The sequence below is a fragment of the Mycobacterium sp. MAC_080597_8934 genome (assembly GCF_000523975.1).
Classification (GTDB): Bacteria; Actinomycetota; Actinomycetes; order Mycobacteriales; family Mycobacteriaceae; genus Mycobacterium; species Mycobacterium avium.
Genome location: NZ_JAOS01000004.1, coordinates 298,820 through 317,567, shown reverse-complemented (window position 1 = coordinate 317,567; position 18,748 = coordinate 298,820). Strand labels below are relative to the sequence as shown.

Annotated in this window: 19 protein-coding genes and 4 pseudogenes; 13 read left to right on the top strand and 10 right to left on the bottom strand. The window is 68.2% G+C overall.

Going from position 1 to position 18,748, the window contains the following annotated elements; all coding sequences use genetic code 11:
- Positions 1-108 precede the first annotated feature (108 nt).
- The 3 genes from NF20_RS04245 to NF20_RS04235 form a co-directional block, all read right to left on the bottom strand.
- Entirely contained in the window at positions 109-417 is a 309-nt protein-coding gene (locus NF20_RS04245; protein WP_033712071.1) for a hypothetical protein, read from the bottom strand.
- 92 nt (positions 418-509) lie between these two features.
- Positions 510-2,798, bottom strand: a complete 2,289-nt coding sequence (gene aceA / locus NF20_RS04240) for an isocitrate lyase ICL2 (protein WP_009976895.1) — start codon at positions 2,796-2,798, stop codon at positions 510-512.
- Positions 2,799-3,016: 218 nt separating this feature from the next.
- Positions 3,017-3,730 carry an MBL fold metallo-hydrolase gene (locus NF20_RS04235; RefSeq protein ID WP_033712070.1) on the bottom strand — a complete coding sequence of 238 codons (714 nt, stop codon included), beginning with the start codon at positions 3,728-3,730 and terminating at the stop codon, positions 3,017-3,019.
- Positions 3,731-3,841: 111 nt separating this feature from the next.
- Between NF20_RS04235 and NF20_RS04230 the strand changes: the two genes are divergently transcribed.
- The 4 genes from NF20_RS04230 (at position 3,842) to NF20_RS04215 (ending at position 5,765) form a co-directional block, all read left to right on the top strand.
- A complete protein-coding gene (locus NF20_RS04230) occupies positions 3,842-4,165 on the top strand; it encodes a metalloregulator ArsR/SmtB family transcription factor (RefSeq protein WP_003877960.1) in 324 nt (107 codons plus the stop codon).
- Complete coding sequence (locus tag NF20_RS04225) at positions 4,162-4,569, top strand: SRPBCC family protein (protein WP_033712069.1); 408 nt, start codon at positions 4,162-4,164, stop codon at positions 4,567-4,569. Before NF20_RS04230 ends, NF20_RS04225 begins: the two co-directional genes overlap by 4 nt.
- 50 nt (positions 4,570-4,619) lie before the next feature.
- Positions 4,620-5,069, top strand: a complete 450-nt coding sequence (locus NF20_RS04220; RefSeq protein ID WP_033712068.1) for an SRPBCC family protein — start codon at positions 4,620-4,622, stop codon at positions 5,067-5,069.
- An 87-nt stretch (positions 5,070-5,156) separates the two neighbouring features.
- A complete protein-coding gene (locus tag NF20_RS04215; protein ID WP_033712065.1) occupies positions 5,157-5,765 on the top strand; it encodes a YbhB/YbcL family Raf kinase inhibitor-like protein in 609 nt (202 codons plus the stop codon).
- 9 nt (positions 5,766-5,774) lie between these two features.
- Here the strand turns inward: NF20_RS04215 and NF20_RS04210 are convergent.
- From NF20_RS04210 to NF20_RS04200, 3 pseudogenes are all read right to left on the bottom strand, one after another.
- Positions 5,775-6,359: pseudogene (locus NF20_RS04210) on the bottom strand (phytoene desaturase family protein); the annotation flags it as partial.
- A pseudogene (locus NF20_RS04205) lies at positions 6,356-7,440 on the bottom strand (IS630 family transposase). The pseudogenes NF20_RS04205 and NF20_RS04210, both read right to left, overlap by 4 nt.
- 43 nt (positions 7,441-7,483) lie before the next feature.
- A pseudogene (locus tag NF20_RS04200) lies at positions 7,484-8,470 on the bottom strand (phytoene desaturase family protein); the annotation flags it as partial.
- A 107-nt stretch (positions 8,471-8,577) separates the two neighbouring features.
- Here NF20_RS04200 and NF20_RS04195 point away from each other — a divergent pair.
- On the top strand, positions 8,578-9,177 hold the full coding sequence (locus NF20_RS04195; protein WP_033712973.1) for a TetR/AcrR family transcriptional regulator: 600 nt from the start codon (positions 8,578-8,580) through the stop codon (positions 9,175-9,177).
- An 18-nt stretch (positions 9,178-9,195) separates the two neighbouring features.
- Here the strand turns inward: NF20_RS04195 and NF20_RS04190 are convergent, their stop codons facing one another.
- Entirely contained in the window at positions 9,196-10,065 is an 870-nt protein-coding gene (locus tag NF20_RS04190) for a LysR family transcriptional regulator (protein WP_033712974.1), read from the bottom strand.
- Positions 10,066-10,174: 109 nt separating this feature from the next.
- On the opposite strand from NF20_RS04190, the pseudogene NF20_RS04185 reads away from it, so the two are divergent.
- The 7 genes and pseudogenes from NF20_RS04185 to NF20_RS04160 all read left to right on the top strand — a co-directional run bounded on the left by NF20_RS04185 (position 10,175) and on the right by NF20_RS04160 (position 14,501).
- Positions 10,175-10,566: pseudogene (locus NF20_RS04185) on the top strand (tautomerase family protein).
- Entirely contained in the window at positions 10,563-11,546 is a 984-nt protein-coding gene (locus NF20_RS04180) for an NAD(P)H-dependent flavin oxidoreductase (RefSeq protein WP_081759501.1), read from the top strand. Before NF20_RS04185 ends, NF20_RS04180 begins: the two are co-directional and overlap by 4 nt.
- 75 nt (positions 11,547-11,621) lie before the next feature.
- The gene (locus NF20_RS27065; protein ID WP_155725805.1) at positions 11,622-11,762 is read left to right on the top strand and encodes a hypothetical protein; all 141 of its coding nucleotides are present in this window, start codon (positions 11,622-11,624) and stop codon (positions 11,760-11,762) included.
- Positions 11,763-11,783: 21 nt separating this feature from the next.
- A complete protein-coding gene (locus NF20_RS04175) occupies positions 11,784-12,284 on the top strand; it encodes a nitroreductase family protein (protein ID WP_033712975.1) in 501 nt (166 codons plus the stop codon).
- Positions 12,284-12,778 (top strand): SRPBCC family protein, encoded by a 495-nt coding sequence (locus tag NF20_RS04170; protein ID WP_011725050.1) that lies wholly within the window; start codon positions 12,284-12,286, stop codon positions 12,776-12,778. The genes NF20_RS04175 and NF20_RS04170 overlap by 1 nt, the downstream gene beginning before the upstream one ends.
- Before the next feature lie 110 nt (positions 12,779-12,888).
- On the top strand, positions 12,889-13,527 hold the full coding sequence (locus NF20_RS27990) for a hypothetical protein (RefSeq protein ID WP_255343431.1): 639 nt from the start codon (positions 12,889-12,891) through the stop codon (positions 13,525-13,527).
- Positions 13,528-13,535: 8 nt separating this feature from the next.
- Entirely contained in the window at positions 13,536-14,501 is a 966-nt protein-coding gene (locus NF20_RS04160; RefSeq protein ID WP_033712978.1) for an FAD-dependent oxidoreductase, read from the top strand.
- 2 nt (positions 14,502-14,503) lie between these two features.
- On the opposite strand, the gene NF20_RS04155 is transcribed toward NF20_RS04160, so the two are convergent.
- A complete protein-coding gene (locus NF20_RS04155) occupies positions 14,504-14,893 on the bottom strand; it encodes a phage holin family protein (RefSeq protein WP_019733002.1) in 390 nt (129 codons plus the stop codon).
- Between the two features lie 45 nt (positions 14,894-14,938).
- Positions 14,939-16,006, bottom strand: a complete 1,068-nt coding sequence (locus tag NF20_RS04150) for an amidohydrolase family protein (protein WP_033712979.1) — start codon at positions 16,004-16,006, stop codon at positions 14,939-14,941.
- Between NF20_RS04150 and NF20_RS04145 the strand changes: the two genes are divergently transcribed.
- A complete protein-coding gene (locus NF20_RS04145) occupies positions 16,005-17,357 on the top strand; it encodes a sialate:H+ symport family MFS transporter (protein WP_019733004.1) in 1,353 nt (450 codons plus the stop codon). The genes NF20_RS04150 and NF20_RS04145 overlap by 2 nt on opposite strands.
- A 77-nt stretch (positions 17,358-17,434) precedes the next feature.
- On the opposite strand, the gene NF20_RS04140 is transcribed toward NF20_RS04145, so the two are convergent.
- Positions 17,435-18,739 carry a competence/damage-inducible protein A gene (locus NF20_RS04140; protein ID WP_023874522.1) on the bottom strand — a complete coding sequence of 435 codons (1,305 nt, stop codon included), beginning with the start codon at positions 18,737-18,739 and terminating at the stop codon, positions 17,435-17,437.
- Positions 18,740-18,748: the final 9 nt, after the last annotated feature.

Here is an 18,748-nt window from a genome sequence, read left to right as displayed (position 1 = left end):
GTATCAGCCGGTGGGGCCAGATGAACATGGCCCCACCGGCTAGCGAAACAAGCGAGGGAGCTACAGAAAGCGCGGGGTCAACCGCGCCGACTCAACGGCGGTGGGCGATCACGGGTAGCCGCCGCAGACGTTGCCCACGCAACCGCCGCCGCCACCCGGTCCGCCGCCGCCCCCGCCGACACCGGGGATGCTGCCGCCACCGCCGCCGGGGCCGCCGCCACCGGTCGGGCCGCCGGGCACGGTGCCACCGCCGCCGGGTGTGGTGGACGGCACGACGCTCGTCGACGGCGTCGTCGTCGGGGTGGTGGTGCTGGTGGTGCTCGGGCCGCCCTTATGGCCGCCGCCGCAGCCGACCGCCAGCACGAGCATGGCCGCGCCGCCGAACACGGCGATCGTCGTCCTCGGTCCAGATCTCATCGCAACCCCAATCTCGAAGGGGCGCCGCGCCGCGACGCCCTCTGTTTCTTACCCGGGGGCGCGGGCGTGCAAACTCCGGTCCGGGCCGGCGGCTAACCCTCTTTGGTGATCAGCTTGCGCAGCGCTACCCGGTCGGGCTGCAGCAGTTCGGCGATACGGGGCCGGTTCACCTCGGCGACGATGATCTCGCCGACCTCCTGGTACACCTCGCTGAAGATGCCGTGCGACTTCATCTTCGAGGTCTGGTACAGGTTGTCCTCGGTCGGAGTCACGTAGATCACCGCGTCGGCCTTGAAGCGGTGCACCAGCCACAGGTGGATCAACGTCATCAGCCGCTTCTGCCGGAGCTTTTCGGCGAAGGTGTTCTGGTCGCGCACCTGAAGGATGCTGCGGCCGTGCCGGTCCTTGATCGGGTCGACGACGACATTGGCCAGTTGCTCGTCGCCGTCGCCGTAGATGCCGAGTTCCAGCACGTCCGAACCCGCCCGGCGGGGCCGCAACTGCACGCGGAGCTTCTCGCCGAGGTGGTAGTTCTCGCTCCACATCGCCAGCCACTCCTCGAGCAGCTTCTTGGGCACCTCGGTCTGCACCAGATGCTGATGCTGGGTCGAGCCCTCGCCCATCGCCTTGGTGGTCGCGGTGCGGCCCGACGAGGCGGCCAGTGCGGCATCGCTGCGGGGCCCACCGACGAGCGTTTGCGGTGTGCGGTAAGGGGATTCGACCAGACGCATCTTGCGCTGCAAGCGGGCCAGCGCCAACATGCCGTCCTGTTGCAGCGAGGTGGCGAACTCCTCGGCGGCCACGCCGTCGATCTGGTGTCCGCCGTAGGTGATGAAGTTGAAGACGAAGCCCATCTTGCCGAGTTCCTCGGGGAACTGCTTCATCTGCTCGTCGGTCATGCCGGTGGTGTCCCAGTTGAACGACGGCGACAGGTTGTAGGCCAGCATCTGGTCGGGGAACTCGGCGTGGATGGCGTCGGCGAACTGCTTGGCGTCGGCCAGGTCGGCGGTCTTGGTCTCCATCCACAGGATGTCGGCGAACGGCGCGGCGGCCAGCGACTTGGCGATGGCGTACGGGATGCCGCCCCGGATCTGGTAGTAGCCCTCGGGGGTCTTGGCCAGCTCGCAGTCCCAGCCCGGGTCGAAGCCCAGCTCCTTCGCCTTGGCCTTGGCGGAGTAGAGCGAGGCGCGCGCCGCGAAGGCCCGCCACTCGTCGGCGCTCATGTCGGCCGGCTCGCCCTCGCTCGCGGCGAACTCCAGCACCTCGGCGACGGCCTCGCCGTAGGTCATCAGCCCGGCGTCGTCCTCCCAGGCCGCCACGAACCGCGACTCCACCTGGTCGAACAGGTCGTCGATGGACTGTTGCCCGTTCTCGCGCCAGGTGTTGACGGCGTCGGAGATCACGCCCTGGATGCCCTGGCGCTCGAGCCAGGCGGTGGCCTCGGCGTACTCCGCCTCCGGCAGCGCGTAGAGCAGGTGGCCGTTGAGGTCCTTGACACCCAGCTCGTAGAAGCGGCGCACCATCGCCAGGAAGCACGCCTTGTACGACGGGATGTCGAGGTTGGTGGCACCCAGCAGGAACGGCTGGTCGCGCTCGTCGGCGCGGCTGTCCAGCAGGTTGGCGGCCTCGGCGTCGGTGCGGGCGACGATGATCCCGGGCACCCGCATGATGTCGAGCTGGAAGCGCGCGGCGTTGAGCCGCTTGATCTGCTCGTCGGAGGGCACCAAGACCTTGCCGCCCTGGTGGCCACACTTCTTGGTGCCGGGCCGCTGGTCCTCGATGTGGTAGCCGGGCACCCCGACCTCGACGAAACGGCGGATCAGGTTCCGCACGTGCGGGTCTCCCCCGTGGCCGGTGTCGGCGTCGGCGATGATGAACGGCCGGTAGTCGTACTCCTTGGTGGCGGCGCGCTGCTGTTCGCTCATCTGCAGCCGCAGGTACTGCTGGTTGCGGTCGGCGGTGAGCAGCGCGCGCACCAACACCGCGGCGTCGTCGGGCACCTGGCTCAGCGGGTAGCTGGCGAGGTCGGGCCCCGGGTCCTCGGTGGTGGAGCCCTTGGCCGAGGTGGCCCACCCGCCGAGGTAGATGCCCTCGATGCCCATCCGCTTCATGGTGACCGCCTGGCCGGGCGAGTACGGGCCGAAGGTGGTGATGCTCTTCTTCTGGGCGAACAGCTCGCGCAGCCGCTCGTAGAACGCGGCCGCCGCGTCGCGTGCCACGGTGTAGTCGGTGCGGATGGTGCCGCGCTGCTCGGCCACCTGCCGAGCGGTGTAGAGGCGCGTGATGCGGGCGAAGCGGGGGTCGTCGAAGTAGCGCTGCGTGGCGGCTACCTCGTCGTCGAACGATGGCCGGACTTGCGTCTCTTTGTCGATGATCGCCATGGTCTTACGCTCCTCTCGGCACGATTCCCCTGACCGCGAGTCTATCCCCGGAAAGGGCCGTTCAATCAGGAGTCGCAGGAGTTGAACCAAAACTGTTGCCGCATCCGGTACTTGCGCCCGTCGGTGCGGTCGGGTTCGGCGGCGGGTCGGTCGTTGGCGTCAACCCTTGGGACACAACACTTTTCGCCACGCCTTTCGGCATTGAACGCGGGCGCCGTTCACCGAATGGCCGCGCGGGCGCGCAACCACTCGCGCTGACGACGGACGAACGCGGCGTCGACGACCCTGCCGTGCCCGGGCACGTAACGGGCCCGGGGCCCGCCGAGCGCCAGCAGCCGGTCCAGGGTGGCCGGCCAGGCCGTCACATCGGAGTCGGCGTCGATCGCGGGGTCGGCGGATTCCTCGACCAGATCACCGGTGAACACCACCGTGGGTTCGCCGTCGCGCGCCGCGGGCACGACCACCACCAGGTCCGACGCGGTGTGGCCGGCACCCAGGTGGGTGATCGTCACCGTGCGGTCCCCCAGATCGATCCGGGCGTCGCGGACCCCCTGCTGCCCTGGCCGCAGGGCCGCGATGGCGGCATCCACCTCGGCGGCGTCGGCGCCATGGCGCAGCGCGTCGTTGCGGATTTGATCCGTCGCCGCCCCGAGATACTCGACCACCTCCGGCGCGCAGTAGACCTCGGCGTCGGTGAACAATGACGAACCCAGCACGTGGTCGAAGTGCTTGTGCGTCAAGGCAATATGGCTCACCGGCCGTCGGGCGAGCCGGTGGACGTCGGCGTCGATCGCGGCCGCTTCGGTCAGCGTGGTTCCGGTGTCGACGAGGAGGGTTCCGCTGCGGCCGCAGATCAGCCCGACGGTGACGTCGCAGAACGGCAGCCGGCAGCGATGCACACTGCCGGTCAGCCGCTCCCACGCGAAATGCACACCAGCAAGGTAGCCGCAGCAGGGCCGCCCGCGTCGGGTCCGCACCCCGCCCGCCGATGCGCCCTGCGATGTGTCGGAAAAAGTTGACATGTCGGAAATGTCCGACGTATCTTGGTGGTCGTGACCGGCGTCGATCGCGTCTTTCTCGCCCTGGCCAACCCGGTGCGCCGCGAACTGCTGCAGCTCCTCGCCCGCCATCCGCTGTCGGCCGGGGAACTCAGCGAACGGTTCGAGCTCAGCCGGCCCGCGGTCGCCGAGCACCTCAAGGTGTTGCGCGAGGCCGCCCTGGTGGCCGACGAGCGGCGCGGCCGCCAGCGCATCTACCACCTGACCGCGGAGCCGCTGGCCGAGCTGGGCGAATGGCTGCATCCATTCGAGAAGTTCTGGCGCACACGACTGCGCCGGCTCGCCGAGGTAGCAGAGGAGCTGGAATGACGGACACGTCCAGGTTCGCGACGATCCGGGTGGACCAATTCGTGGCGGCGCCACCGGCGAAGGTGTGGCGGATGCTGACCGAACCCGAGCTGATGAAACTGTGGTGGGCCGAGGGGCAGGTTGCCGCGGTGGTGGGACACCGATTCACGCTCGACATGCAGGGCTACGGCAAGCAGCCGTGCCAGGTGCTCGAGGTTGACCCGCCGCGCCGCTTCGTCTACACCTTCACCGCGGCCTGGACATTGACCTGGCGGCTGGAAGCCGAAGGCGAGGGAACCCGAGTCTTCTTGGAACACAGCGGATTTGACCTTGACGACGCCCGCATGGCCCGGGCCTTCGAACAGATGGGCCCGGGCTGGCGCGACACCGTGCTCCCCCGTCTCGCCCGGGTCGCCGTCGACTAGCTGCCGATGCCACGGGTTTCGGGCGGCACCGCACCGGCTATCTCCCGGGCATGGCTATCACCGATTCCCGCGAAGTCGTCATCGAAGCGACACCGGAGGAGATCCTGGACGTGCTGTTCGACCTCGAGTCGCTGACCGAGTGGTCGTCGGCACACCAGAAGGTCGAGGTGCTCGAGCGCGACGAGGAGAACCACCCCATCAGGTCCAGGCAGGTGGTCAAGCTCGTCGGCATCAGCGACGAACAGGAACTCGCGTACACCATTTACGACGACGGTGTGGGCTGGACGCTGGTCAGCTCCAAACAGCAACGCGCTCAACAGGGTCGCTACACCCTGACGCCCGAAGGCGACGCCACGCGCGTGCACTTCGAGCTCACCGTCGACCTGGTGATGCCGGTGCCGGGATTCCTCATCAAGAAGGGGTCCAAGAGCCTGATGGACACCGCCACCGAAGGCCTGCGCAAGCGGGTGGCGGAGGTCAAGAAGCGCGCGGCCTCATAACCGTTGCTCTTCGCTGTGGCCCGGTGCCGTCGCCCGGCCGGGAACGGATGCTTCCGCGGCGCCCACCGGGGCGTCAGACTGTGCGGTATGGAAGCGACGCTGGTGGACACCTCTCGCCGGATCGGCACGATCATCTGCGCGCTGGCGCTGCCGGCGGGCGCGGTCGGTTGCGGCGGCCACGGTCATGGCCCGACGACGACTGCGTCGACACCCAGGGTGACCACCCTGGGCCGCACGGCGCCGAACGCCCCGGCCGGCGGGCCGTTGACGATCACCAGCCCGGCATTCACCGACGGCGCCCCGATCCCGGCGCGGTACACCTGCAAGGGCGAGGGCATCGCACCGCCGCTGGCGTGGTCGGCGCCGACGGGTGCGGCCCTGGTGGTCGACGACCCCGACGCCCCGGCGGGGCCGTACGTGCACTGGGTGGTGACCGGCATCGCCCCGGGCTCCGGCAGCACGTCCGCGGGCCAAACGCCGCCCGGCACAACGACTTTGCCGAACACCGCCGGACAGGCCGGCTACCAGGGGCCGTGTCCGCCCGCCGGAACGGGCACCCACCACTACCGGTTCACCCTCTATCAGCTGCCCAACGACTATCAGCTGCCCGCCGGCCTGGCGGGGGCGCAGGCGGCGCAGACGATCGGCGCCGCCGCGACCGCGCAGGCTCAGCTCACCGGGGTGTTCGGCGGCTGATCGGGCCCGTCACGATGCGTCGTCGAGAACCTGATAGGCGGCGTTGTAACCGGGCGTGAACGTGATGCCGGGCCCGCCGTGGCATCCGGCGCCGGCGAGATAGAGACCGTCGATTTCGATGGGCATGTCGACAAAGCCCTTCGGGCCGGGCCGGTTCGGGCCCATCAGGTCGGGGTGCAGCAGCCCGTGGCAGAAGTCGCCCGAGGGCGCGCCGAACATGGTGTTCATGTGGTAGGGCGCGAAGGTGATGTGGCGGATCACGATGTCCTTGAAGTTCGGCGCCAACCGGGTGATCTTGTCGATAACCCGTTGCGCCATAGCGTTTTTGAGATGGCCATGCTGGTCGCGGGCGACTTCGACCGGGAACGCGTAAGCGAACGCGCTGGCCGCGTGCTTGCCGGGCGGAGCCATGCTGGGGTCGTGCACCGACGGAATCTGCATGCCCATCGACGGGTTGTCCGGAACGACGCCCCGGCGGCAGTTTTCCCAGTGCAGCTGTTGCTCCTCGGGTGACCCGAAAATTCCGACCGACTGTTGCATGCCTTCCTCATTGAGGAACTCGTGGGGCGGGGCGAATTCGGGCAGCCCGTCTAGTGTCCTGAGTTATTAATTCGTTTGCAGTAGTTGGCGACGGATTCCAGGATTTGGTCGGCGGTTTTTGTCCAGACGTAGGGCTTAGGGTTGTCGTTCCAGTGCTCGATCCAGGCGCGGATGTCGGTGTTGAGTTGGCGGACTGAGGTATGGGTGCCGCGGCGTAGTTTCTTGGTGGTCAGTTCGGCGAACCAGCGTTCGACGAGGTTGAGCCAGCTTGAGCTGGTCGGGGTGAAGTGCAGAACGAAGCGGGGATGGTTGGTCAGCCAACGTTTTACCGCCGGGTTTTGTGGGTGGAGGCGTTGTCGAGCACGACGTGGCAGTCCAGATCGGCGGGGACTTCGGCGTCGATCTTCTTCAGGAAAGCCAGGAACTCCTGGGCGCGATGCCGCGAATGCAGAGAGCCGATCACCTTGCCGGTGGCCAGATCCAGCGCGGCATACAGGCTTGAGGTGCCGTGACGGACGTAGTCGTGGGTGGCTCGCGCCGGGGTGCCGGGCAGCATCGGGAACACCGGTGCGGTGCGGTTAAGCGCCTGGATCTGAGTCTTCTCGTCCACGCACAAGACCATGGCCCGCTCCGGCGGGTCCAGATAGAGCCCGACGATGTCGCGGACCTTGGCCACAAACAGCGGATCCTTGGACAGTTTCCACGAATCCTGTTTGTGTGGAGCCAATCCGAACGCCCGCCACACCCGTGAGACCATCGACTGGCTCAGTCCCAGGTGCTGCGCCATCGACCGGGTTGACCAATGTGTGGCACCCGGTGGCGCTGTCTCCAACGTCGCAGTGATCAACGCCTCGATCTGCTCGTCACCCACTACCCGAGGCCGGCCCGGTCGCGGCTCGTCGAGCAGTCCGTCGCACCGCTTAGCGGCGAACCGGTTGCGCCACTTGGAAATCGTGTTCCGATCCAACTCCAGCCGGTCGGCGACCTCGACATTGCTGCCGCCATCAGCACACGCCAGCACGATCCGGGCCCGCAGCGCCAACCCCGCGGCACTATTGCGGCGCCGCACCCAACCCTCTAACTCGGCGCGTTCATCCTCGGTCAACACGATCTTCGCGGCATGCGGGGACGGCATCACCTACTATAACAAGAACCCACGAATTAATGACTCAGGACACTAGCGCGAAGTGGATCTGCACGAACGAGGCCCGGTGGTCGCGGCCGGAGACTCGCGAGACCAGTTGTGCGGGAACGTGTTCGGGCGCGATCAGCTCGGTCAGCGTGATGTCGGGCGACAGGTTGGACACCACGATCGGCGCCGAGGCCGTCGACTCGTCGCGTAGCCGCACGCCGGTCACCTGCCGCCCGGTGACCAGGATCTCCTCGACCTTGGTGCGGAACCGGATTTCGCCGCCCTGGGAGACGAAGAGCTCACGCAGGTGTTCGGTGAGCGCGCCGATGCCGCCCCGCAGCTTGGTCATCATCGCGGTGCTGTCGTCCGGTACGGCCAGCGCGAACGCCAAACATGCTGCGCTGCCCGGAGTGTATGGGCCGCGGTACGTCGAGTTGACGGCCAGGAATGCCAGCATCCCACGCATGACCGCGTGCTTGTCCCGGTCGGGCAGATAGCGGTCGATCACGTCCATGGCCGAGCCGAAAAGCATCTCGTGGATCGCCCGGCGTTCGTTGTCGTCGACCGCGCAGGCATACATCTCGTCGAGTGTCTTGGGCGGTTGGCGGACGTCGAAGCGGCCCAGCGCCTTCGCCGGTCCCCGACTCCAGCCGATCAAGTCGGCCATGCCGGTGACCGCGTTCAGCCCGTGCTTGTCGCTCAGATGCGTCATCAGCCGCACCGGGTCGCGGTAGAAGATCATCGGCTCTTCGCCGTGCTCACCGATGTTCGTCGACATCACGTCGGGCTCCACCGCCGGCAGCGTGTCCAGCCCGAGGTCTTTGGCGAGCTCGGCTGCCATGGGGAACTGCACCGAACCGGCGATCTCGTACCGGAAGCCGTCGATCAATTCGACCGTCGCCGCCATGCCGCCCGCATACGTGTTGGCTTCCAAGCAAACGGTGCGCAAGCCGGCCCGCTGCAGGATCGCCGCGGCGGTCAGGCCGTTGTGCCCGGCGCCCACCACGATCGCGTCGTAGTTCGTGTCGCTCATGTCGGGCCCTCGTTTCCATCCGGCAACCGCGTGCCAGGATATGTCAGTACTGACATAATTGGAAGATGTCAGTTCTGACCCGCTCGCCTGGGATACGATCACCGCTGATGACCGGCCCGGGCAACCGTCATGAACAACGACGACGATCGACGCACGAGGCGCTTCGCCAAGCGGCGTTGAAGAGCTTCGCGCGCAAGGGGTTTGCCAACGTCACCGTCACGGAGCTGGCCCGCGAGGCCGGTGTCACCGAACGCACCTTCTTCCGGCATTTCCCGACCAAGGAATCCGTGCTCTTCCAGGACTACGAGACCCAGTTGGAGTGGCTGGCCGAAGCGCTCGCCCAGCGCCCGCCGTCGGAATCGCTGTTCGATGCCGTGCTGGCCAGCGTCGCCGCCTTCCCGCACGACATCGAAGTGGTGCGCCAAGCCGCGACCGCCCGTGCGGAACTGATCAGCGCCGAGCGGATTGCCGGTCACCTGCGAGTCGTGCAGTCCTCGTTCGCCCGCGTGCTCACGGACTTCGTCAGGGCACGCAACCCGCAGCTAGCGAACATCGATCTGTTCGCCGAGGTTGCGGGTTCCGCGGTCGCCGCGGCACTGGTTGCCGCGGTGGAGAATTGGGGCCGCAGAGGTTGTTCCGGCGAGCTCGGCGACGACGTCACCGCGAGTCTGGCTCTGATCCGCTCCGGCCTGGCGCCGCTGGCCTGACGGCCGCCCACGCCCGAATCACTGGTTTGCCGCGGCGTCCACGGCCGCCTCGATGAAGCGCCGCAGTACGGGGCCGCTGGCCCGCTTCACAAACGCCAACGCGACGGGAATGTCGGGCGCGTCCCGCAGCGCGACGAACCGCACGCCGGGGTGGATGTTGCGCCTGATCGCCACGTCGGGAATGACCCCGATGCCGCGGTCGGCCGCGACGGATTCGATCCACTCGTCGAAATTCGTTGTCTCGACTATGGTTTTGGGCCCGTCCCCCGCCGGCCACGACCAGGGCCCGGTGGTGCCACTGGCCGTGTTGACCACCAGTGGCCAGCGCGGCACCTCGGCCCAGTCCAGCTTCGCCCGCTTGGCCAGGGGCGAATGCACCGAACACACCGCCACCCGGGGCTCATCGAAAAGATGCACGATGCGAACGGCGGTCGAGGTCACGTGCCCGCGCACCAGGGCGATGTCCACCCGGCCCTGCTGGACCGCCCCGAGCGCGTCGTCGGTGCGGATCAGGCTGACGGTGGTCCGGGTGGTCCGCTCGAACCGCGCGACGGTGTCCTGTGCCCACGGATCGGGCAGCAGCCAGCTGAATCCGAGGCGAATGCTCGCCTGTTGCCGGACCGCGTCGACGCCACGCCCCAGCTCGGTCAGGATCCGCTCGACGTGACCGAGGAAGACCCGCCCGGCCGGGGTGGTCGCCACGTGGCGCGAAGTGCGGTCCAGCAGCGACGCTTCCAGCGCGTCTTCGAGCTGTTTGATGGTTCGGCTCAGCGCGGGCTGGGTGATGCTGAGTTCCTGCGCGGCCAGCGTGAACGATTCGAGGCGCGCCACCGCTTCGAACGCGCGGAGGTGACGCAACTCGACTCGGCCGGCCTGCACCACGTCCATGCCCGATGAGCATAGATCTTTCACACAAGGCATTTCACGCGGGATTCCCGGAGACCTAACGTCGGTTGCACTGGAAGCGCAATCCGCGCTGTTGTTCGCAGGAGGACAAATGCCGCTGTTGTATATCGACCTCATCGAGGGTCGGACGCCCTCGGAGGTCAGTGCCCTGCTGGACGCGATCCACGACACGGTTGTCGATGCGTTCGGCGTCCGCCGCGGGATCGCTACCAGGTGGTGCATACCCACCCGGCACACGAAATCGTTACGCTGGACACCGGTCTGGGCATCGATCGGTCGTCTCGCCAGGTGGTCTTGCACGTGGTGAGCCGACGGCGGCCGCGTGAGCTCAAGCAGAAGTTCTATGAGCTGCTGGCGTCGCGCCTCGCCGGCCGGTGCGGGCTCGACCCCGCCGACCTGATCGTCTCGATCACCGAAAACGACGACGAGGACTGGTCTTTCGGCCACGGGAGGGCTCAGTTCCTGACCGGTGAACTCACGTGAGCGCCGCCACGGGTTTGCCGACACGCCTGACCGACCTATTCGGGATCGAGCAGCCGATCCTGCTCGCGCCGATGGCCCTGGTCTCCGGGGGCCGACTCGCGGCGGCGGTGACGCGGGCGGGCGGGCTGGGGCTCATCGGTGGGGGCTATCCCGACGCCGAATGGCTGCAGCGGCAGATCGACCGGGCCGAGGGCGCCCGGGTGGGATACGGGTTCATCACCCGGAGCCTGGCCCGCAACCCGGGGGTGCTCGACCTCGCGCTGGACCGGGGCCCGGCGGCGGTGATGCTGTCGTTCGGCGAGTTGGCGCCCTTCGCCGATCGCATCCATGCGGCCGGCGTTCCGCTGATCGCGCAGGTGCAGAACCTCGATCAGGCCCGTCGCGCCCTCGATGCCGGCGCGGAAGTCATCGTGGCGCAGGGCGGCGAGGCCGGCGGACACGGCATGAGCGTGCGGTCGACGTTCACCCTGGTGCCCGAGGTCGTCGACGTCGTGGCGGACCGCTCTCCGGCCACGTTGGTGGCGGCGGCGGGTGGGGTCGGCGATGGCCGCGGGTTGGCCGCCGCGCTGGCGTTGGGAGCCGACGGCGCCGTCGTCGGGACCCGGTTCTGGGCGACGCCGGAAGCGCTCGTCTCGCCTAAAGCGCAGCAGCGTGCCGTGGCGGCCGGCGGCGACGACACCGTGCGCACTCGGGTCTACGACGTTGTGCGCCGCCTCGATTGGCCCGCCGGATACACGGTGCGGGCCCTGAACAACGCCTTCCTGGGTACCTGGCACGGCAACGAGGCCGAGCTGTCGGCGCGGCTGCCCGAAGCGATCGATGCCTACGAAACAGCGGTAGCCGCAGAGGATTTCGATACCGCCGCCATCCTCGTCGGCGAAGGGGTGGGGCGCATCCGCGAGATCCGGCCCGTGGCGGAGATCGTCGCCGAGATGGTCGGTGACGCCAAGCGCATCCTCAACCGCGACGCCGCGCCCTAGACAGCCGGGCGACGAGTCTGGTTTGCTCAGCTGGCTAGCTGATTTCCGCCTTGTCTGCGCGGGCAGGAGTGCGCGATGGCCCATATCAACGTGCCGGATGGCACCGGTGGTGGAGCCGCCATGATCGACGACAGCGTCGCCGCATCCGTCAGTTATCCGGGATGCACTGCGCGCCAACGCCTTTGCATCGACCGGTCGGGTGCCATCGACCTCTGATCACCCATCGGAAAGGAACCCATGGACATCGCCACTGTCGACGAGCTGCTGAGCACCACACGGTCGGTTCGCAAACGCCTCGACCTGACCCGCCCGGTCGGTCGCGACGTGATCCTGGAGTGCATCCAGCTGGCGATGCAGGCGCCCACCGCGAGCAATGCGCAGGACTGGCGCTGGCTGGTCGTCACCGACGCCGACAAACGCGCCGCCATCGCCGAGGTCCAACGCATCGACAACGCCAACCTGTTGACGGCCGCGTCGGCCTGGGCGTCGATCATCCCGGCCGGCTGGAGTTTCCTGCTCGCCCTGCGCTCCCGTGGGCTCGGATCCGTATGGACCACAATGCATTTGGCCAGGGAGCAACAGGTGGCCGATATCCTCGGCATCCCGGCCACGGTCACTCAGGCGGCACTGTTCCCGGTGGCATACGCCATCGGCACCGACTTCCGGCCGGCCAAGCGGCCGCCCCCGGAGACCATCACCTTCTGGAATACCTGGGAGAACAGCCGGGGAGAACCGTGATGCGGTCGTACACCGTGCGTTTCCACGTCGAGGCGCCGCCGCAGCGGGTGTGGCGGGTGCTGCATCCGCCGGCACCGCCGAATGCGCCCCGCCCGAGGATCCTCACCTGGCCCACCGGCAGCATGGAAATTCTGAACGAGGGCAATGAGGCCGGCGAGGGGCTGGTCCGCACCTGCGTATTCGCAGTCCCCAAGTATCTGCTGTCCGGTGGCAAGGGCCGATCGTGGGAGACCGTCACCGAGGCCGAGATCAACAAGCTGTCACGCTATGTGGCCGTCGGCAAGCCGCTGTGGTCGCGCGCTGAGGGCTATCACCGACTCGACGAGCAACCCGACGGCACCACCGTGCTGACCTTCCACGAGACCTACCACGCCTACAACCCGGTGCTGCGGTTCCTGCTCGAGCGCCCCGTGCACGCGAAGATCTCCCGCGACAACCTCGAAACCTATCAGCGTGCGCTCGGCCATGCGGGGCGCGTGCGGCGCCTCGATTAGGCGCCTCGATTAGCCGGCCCCATTAGGCGCGTCGACTCGGCGGCCTCCGGCCGGCGGGCGATTTCACAGGGACATGAATTAGCTCGTCGGCCCCGGTACCCTCGACTTCTATGCGTGCAGTAGCCATCGCGGCGAGGACGGCCGCCGCCAGTCTCATGGCGGCCGGCTGGGCCGCGTCGACGGTCGTTGCCGGCGCCGACCCGGACGAGACGCACGGACCGGCGCCCGGTCCCGCCGCGACACCGTCACCAGCGCCTTCGGCCTCCCCGTCCCCCGCCGCCTCCCCGTCGCCGAGTGCCTCCCCCGCACCCGCGCCGGCGGCACCGAAGACCACCATCGACAAGGACGGCATCTACGCGGTGGGAACCGACATCGCGCCGGGCGTCTACAGTTCCGGCGGACCCGTCGGCAACGGCACCTGCTACTGGAAGCGGATGGGCAACCCGGACGGCGCCGTGATCGACAACGCGATGACCAAAAAGCCGCAGGTCGTCCAGATCGATCCGGGCGACAAATCGTTCAAGACGTCGGGTTGTCAGCCCTGGCAGCTGACCCCGGACGCGGTTCCGCCGCCCAGCGCCCCGCCCGCCGGGGTGCAGGGCACGCTCGGCATTCTCAACGGCCTGCTGGGGGAGCCGGACAGCAGGCCCCATCGGCGCCCGCCGCTCCGCCGTCCGGCGCGCAGTCGCCCGCGGCCGCACCGGCCCCGCAAGCCGCTCATCCCTGACCGGCCCGTCGCGACCCGGTGAGCCCCGCAATGGCCCGGAACCAGCAGATCGTCGTGATCGGGGCCGGCGTGAGCGGACTGACGTCGGCCATCTGTCTGGCCGAGGCGGGATGGCCGGTCCGCGTGTGGGCGGACACGATGCCGGCGGACACGACCTCGGCGGTGGCCGGCGCCGTCTGGGCACCGCCGCGGCCCGCCGAACGCGCGGCCGAGACGCTGCGCTGGACCGAGCACTCGTTGCGGGTGTTCACCGAACTCGCCCGCGACCCCGATTCGGGTGTGCAGCTGGCGCCGGCGCTGGCCGTCGGCGAGCTGACCGCCTCCGAGGCGATGTCGACGGCGGCCTCGCTGATCCCCGAGCTGCGCCCGGCCGACCCGGCCGACCTCCCGCCCGGCTATCGAACCGGATTTCACGCCACCGTGCCGATGATCGACATGCCGCACTATCTCGGCTATCTGACCCGGCGGCTGACGGCGGCCGGGTGCGAGATCGAGGAGCACCGGGTTGGCTCGCTGGACGAGGTCACCGACCACGCCGACATCGTCGTCAACTGCGCGGGCCTGCGCGCGGGCACGCTCACCGGAGACGACACCGTCCGGCCGCTGTTCGGTCAGCACGTCGTGCTCACCAATCCCGGTGTGCGCCAACTGTTTATGGAACTCAACGACGGCCCCGAGTGGACCTGCTACTTTCCGCACCCGCAGCGGGTGGTGTGCGGCGGCATCAGCATTGCCGGCCGCTGGGACACCACCGCGGACCCCGCCGTGACCGAACGGATTCTGCAGCGCTGCCGCCGAATCGAGCCACGACTGGGCGAAGCCGAGGTGATCGAGGTGATCACCGGGCTGCGGCCGGACCGTCCGTCGGTGCGCCTGCAGGCCGAACCGCTCCGACGGGCACGCTGCATCCACAATTACGGGCACAGCAGCAACGGCGTCACCCTGTCCTGGGGTTGCGCGCGTGACGTGCTGGCCCTGGTGGACGACGCTCGCTGACCTCAGCCGGCGGTGCGTCGAATCACAAGGGACAGTAGCCAACTCACTATCGACAACACGATGGCGGCCCAGATCGCGGTCCACCAGAAGTGGTCGATCTGCAGGCCCCAGTGGGTGGTGTGCTCGGTGATCCACGCGGTGATCCAGAGCATCAGGGCATTGATCACGATATGGATCAGACCCAGCGTCAGGATGTAGAGCGGGATGGACAGGATCTGGACGATCGGCTTGATGAACGCGTTGACCAGACCGAAGATCACGGCGACGACGAAAATGATGCCGACCCGCTGCAGCCTCGTGTCACCGCCGACGAACGTCAGGCCGTGCACGAACAGGGTGACGATCCACAGCGCGAATCCGGTCAATGCCGCGCGCAGCACAAAAGGGCCCATCCCGCCATCCTGTCACCCGTCGCCCGCGTGGGCACCCCGATCAGGTCAGTTCAGGTTGTAGAAGCGTTGCGCGTTCAAGCCGCCGATCTTCTCCCGGGCTTCCTCGCTGATATCGGCGCGGGTGCGCAGATGCTTGGTGCTCTCCGGCCATTCGCCGTCCCAGTGCGGGTAGTCGCTGGCGAACATGATGAAATCGGCGCCCAGCACGTCGATCACCCCGGGCAGGATCGGTTCCTCCGGCTCGCACGTCACAAAGATGTTGCCCGCCTTGAGGTATTCGTGCGGATCGCGGCGCCAGCCGCGCTCGACCCAGTCGCCGCGCTTCTCGAAGTGCTCGTGCAGGCGATCGATGAAGAACGGCACCCAGCCCGCGCCCGCCTCCAAGAAGGCGACCCGCAACTTCGGGTGCCGCTCGAAGACACCGCCGGACACCATCGCGGTCATCGCGGTCATCTGGTCGAACGGGAAGCTGATGCAGTGCACCTGAATGTAATTGGTGAAGCGGTCCACGCCGATCTTCGGCAGATGGATGCCGGGCGCGCCGTGCACGCCCAGCGGCATCTCGAGTTCGACGGCGGCGTCGTAGAACGGGTCGAGATCGGGGTGGTCGAGGTTGCGGCTCTGCAGCGCCGGCGGCACCAACGTTGCCACCAGCCCAAGGTCTTTGGCTTCCCTCATGACGTCGATCGCCAGTTGGCCGTGTTCGATCGGCGTGACCGCGACGCCGCACAGCCGTCCGCCCGACTGGGCGCAGTAGTCGGCGACCCACCGGTTGTACAGCCGGGCGAACCCGGCGGCGAACTCGGGGTCGCGCAGGCTCGGTGCGCACAAGCCCAGGCTGGGATAGAGCACCATGGTGTCGATGTGATCGCGGTCGGCGTCGCCCAGCACGCCTTCGGCGGACCGGCAGTTGATGTCGGGGGCGTCGCTGATGCCGTGCTCGGGCGGACACCCGGCGCCCGGGCCGCGGTCCTCGGGGTAGTTGCGGCCCTCGATCATCAGGCCGAGCCGCCCGTGCCGGCCGGGCTTGACGTGCTCCGGCCACCGCTGGATCGCCTCGATCGCCAGCGAGGAATTCTCGGCGACGTGACCGTCGGCGTCGATGATCCGCATGTCTGGCGAACTTACTCCCGCGCCGCGCCCGGCGGAACGGGTCGCGCCGACGGCCCGGGTAGGCCACGATGCTGACGTGACCAAACCAAGTCCCGGCCGGAAGTTGACCGCCGACCAGCGTAATTCCTTCATCGCCGCGTTGTTGGGCTGGACGATGGACGCCTTCGACTACTTCATCGTCGTGCTCGTCTACGCCGACATCGCAAAGACGTTCCACCACAGCAAGGCCGAGGTCGCCTTCGTCACCACGGCCACGCTGATCATGCGGCCGGTCGGTGCCCTGTTGTTCGGGCTGTGGGCGGACCGGGTAGGACGGCGGCTGCCGTTGATGGTCGACGTGATGTTCTACTCCGTCGTCGGGTTCCTGTGCGCGTTCGCGCCCAACTTCACCGTGCTGGTGATTCTGCGGCTGCTGTACGGCATCGGCATGGGCGGCGAGTGGGGGCTGGGCGCCGCGCTGGCCATGGAGAAAGTGCCGGTCGAGCGGCGCGGGTTCTTCTCCGGACTGCTGCAGGAGGGCTACGCGTTCGGTTACCTGTTGGCCAGTGTCGCCTCGCTGGTGGTGATGGACTGGCTGGAGTTGTCATGGCGCTGGCTGTTCGGTCTGAGCATCGTGCCCGCGCTGATCAGCCTGATCATCCGCTACCGGGTGGAAGAGTCCGAGGTGTGGGAGGCCGCGCAGGATCAGCTGCGGCTCACCAGCACCCGGATCCGCGACGTGCTGCGCAACGGCGCGATCATCCGCCGATTCGTCTACCTGGTCCTGCTGATGACGGCCTTCAACTGGATGAGCCACGGGACGCAGGACGTCTACCCGACGTTCCTGGGGGCGCACGCCAATCACGGCGCAGGTCTGTCCAGCACGACGGTCAAGTGGATCGTGGTGGTGTACAACGTCGGCGCCATCATCGGCGGACTCGTCTTCGGCACGCTGTCCCAGCGCTTCAGCCGCCGCTACACCGTGGTGTTCTGCGCCATGTTGGCGCTGCCGATCGTGCCGCTGTTCGCCTACTCGCGCACCGCGGCGATGCTGTGTCTGGGATCGTTTTTGATGCAGCTGTTCGTGCAGGGCGCCTGGGGCGTGATTCCCGCCCACCTCACCGAGATGTCGCCCGATGCGATCCGCGGCCTCTACCCCGGCGTGACCTATCAACTCGGAAACCTGTTGGCGGCGTTCAATTTACCGATTCAGGAGCGCCTCGCCGAGACCCATGGCTACCCGTTCGCGTTGGCGGCGACGATCGTGCCGGTGTTGCTCACCGTCGCGGTGCTGACGCTGATCGGCAAGGACGCCACCGGCATACGCTTCGCGACCAGCGAAAGCGCTTTCCTGCCAACCGAAATGACGTGACGGCGCACCAACCGGCCCCGAGCGTCACGCCAGCGTGACGCCGGGCCGCCGCGGCCACGCTGGCGTGACGCTCGGCCTCAGGCGTCGGTCAGCAGGCGCCGCAGCAGGTGCATGGCCACCGTCGTCGAGCGCTCGCGGGTGTCCGACCGGTTGCCCGGAAGCCGCAGGGTGCGGGTGTCCGAGCGGGCCGTGGCACCGGGTGGGCCGACCTGCACGCTGAAGCACACCGTTCCCACCGGCTTCTCCTCGGTACCCCCGCCGGGGCCGGCGATGCCCGTGATCGCCACGGCGGTGTCGGCGGCAAAGCGTTGCCGGGCGCCCGCGGCCATCGCCTGAGCAACTGGTTCGGACACGGCGCCGTGCGCCTCGATCAACGCCGGGTCGACGCCGAGCAACTCGGCCTTCGCCTCGTTCGAGTAGGCGACCACACCGCCGGCCACGTAGTCCGACGATCCGGGCCGGTCGGTCAGTCGCGCCGCCAGCAACCCCGCGGTGCACGACTCCGCCGTCGCGATCCGGCGGCCGGCCAGCAGCCGCGCCACCAGATCGTCGACCCGGGAACCGTCCTCGGAGTACAGCTGGTCACCGTGCTTGTCCCGCAGCAGCTTGGTCAGCTGCGCGTAGGCCGTCGCGGCCGTCGGCTCGTAGCGGGTGACCATTTCGATCTCGCCACGCCGCAGGCAGGTGGTGATCTCGAGTTGCCCGAACCCCGGGACGGCCGCCTCGGCCTCGCGCAGCGTTTCGGCAAGCCCGGACTCCGGCAGCCCGAACATGCGCAGCATCTCCTGCCGATACACCGTCCGGCCGGCGATCGCCTGCTGCGCCGCCGGCGTCTGGATGGCCGTGTGCCACATCGGCTGCAGCTCCCGGGGCGGCCCCGGGAGCACGATCACCGCCGGCTTGCCGGGCACCACGACGCCGGGCGCGGTGCCGACCGGGTCGAGCACCTGCGCTCCGGCCGGAACCATCGCCTGCTTGCGGTTGGCGGCCCGCAGCGACTCGAATGTGCCGGGATCCAAGGCGGATTGGAACGCGGGGTTGCGCGCCATGAGCTTCTTGAGGATGTTCGCGATCTTCTCTTCGACCTCGGCGTCCAGCACCAGCTCGCGGCCGCAGAAACGCGCCACCACTTCGACCGTCATATCGTCGGCCGTGGGCCCCAGTCCGCCGCTGGTGACGATCAGATCCACGCCTTGGTCGGCGAGGAAGCGCAGCTGGGCTTCGATGTCGTGCGGGCGGTCGCCGCAGATGGTGATGTGCGCCAGCTCGACGCCGAGCTCCAAAAGCCGATCGGCGATCCAGGGGCCGTTGGCGTCCTGGACACGGCCGGTGAGGACCTCGGTTCCGGTGACAACGATGCCTGCGCGTGCGCTCACCGGCACGAGCCTACT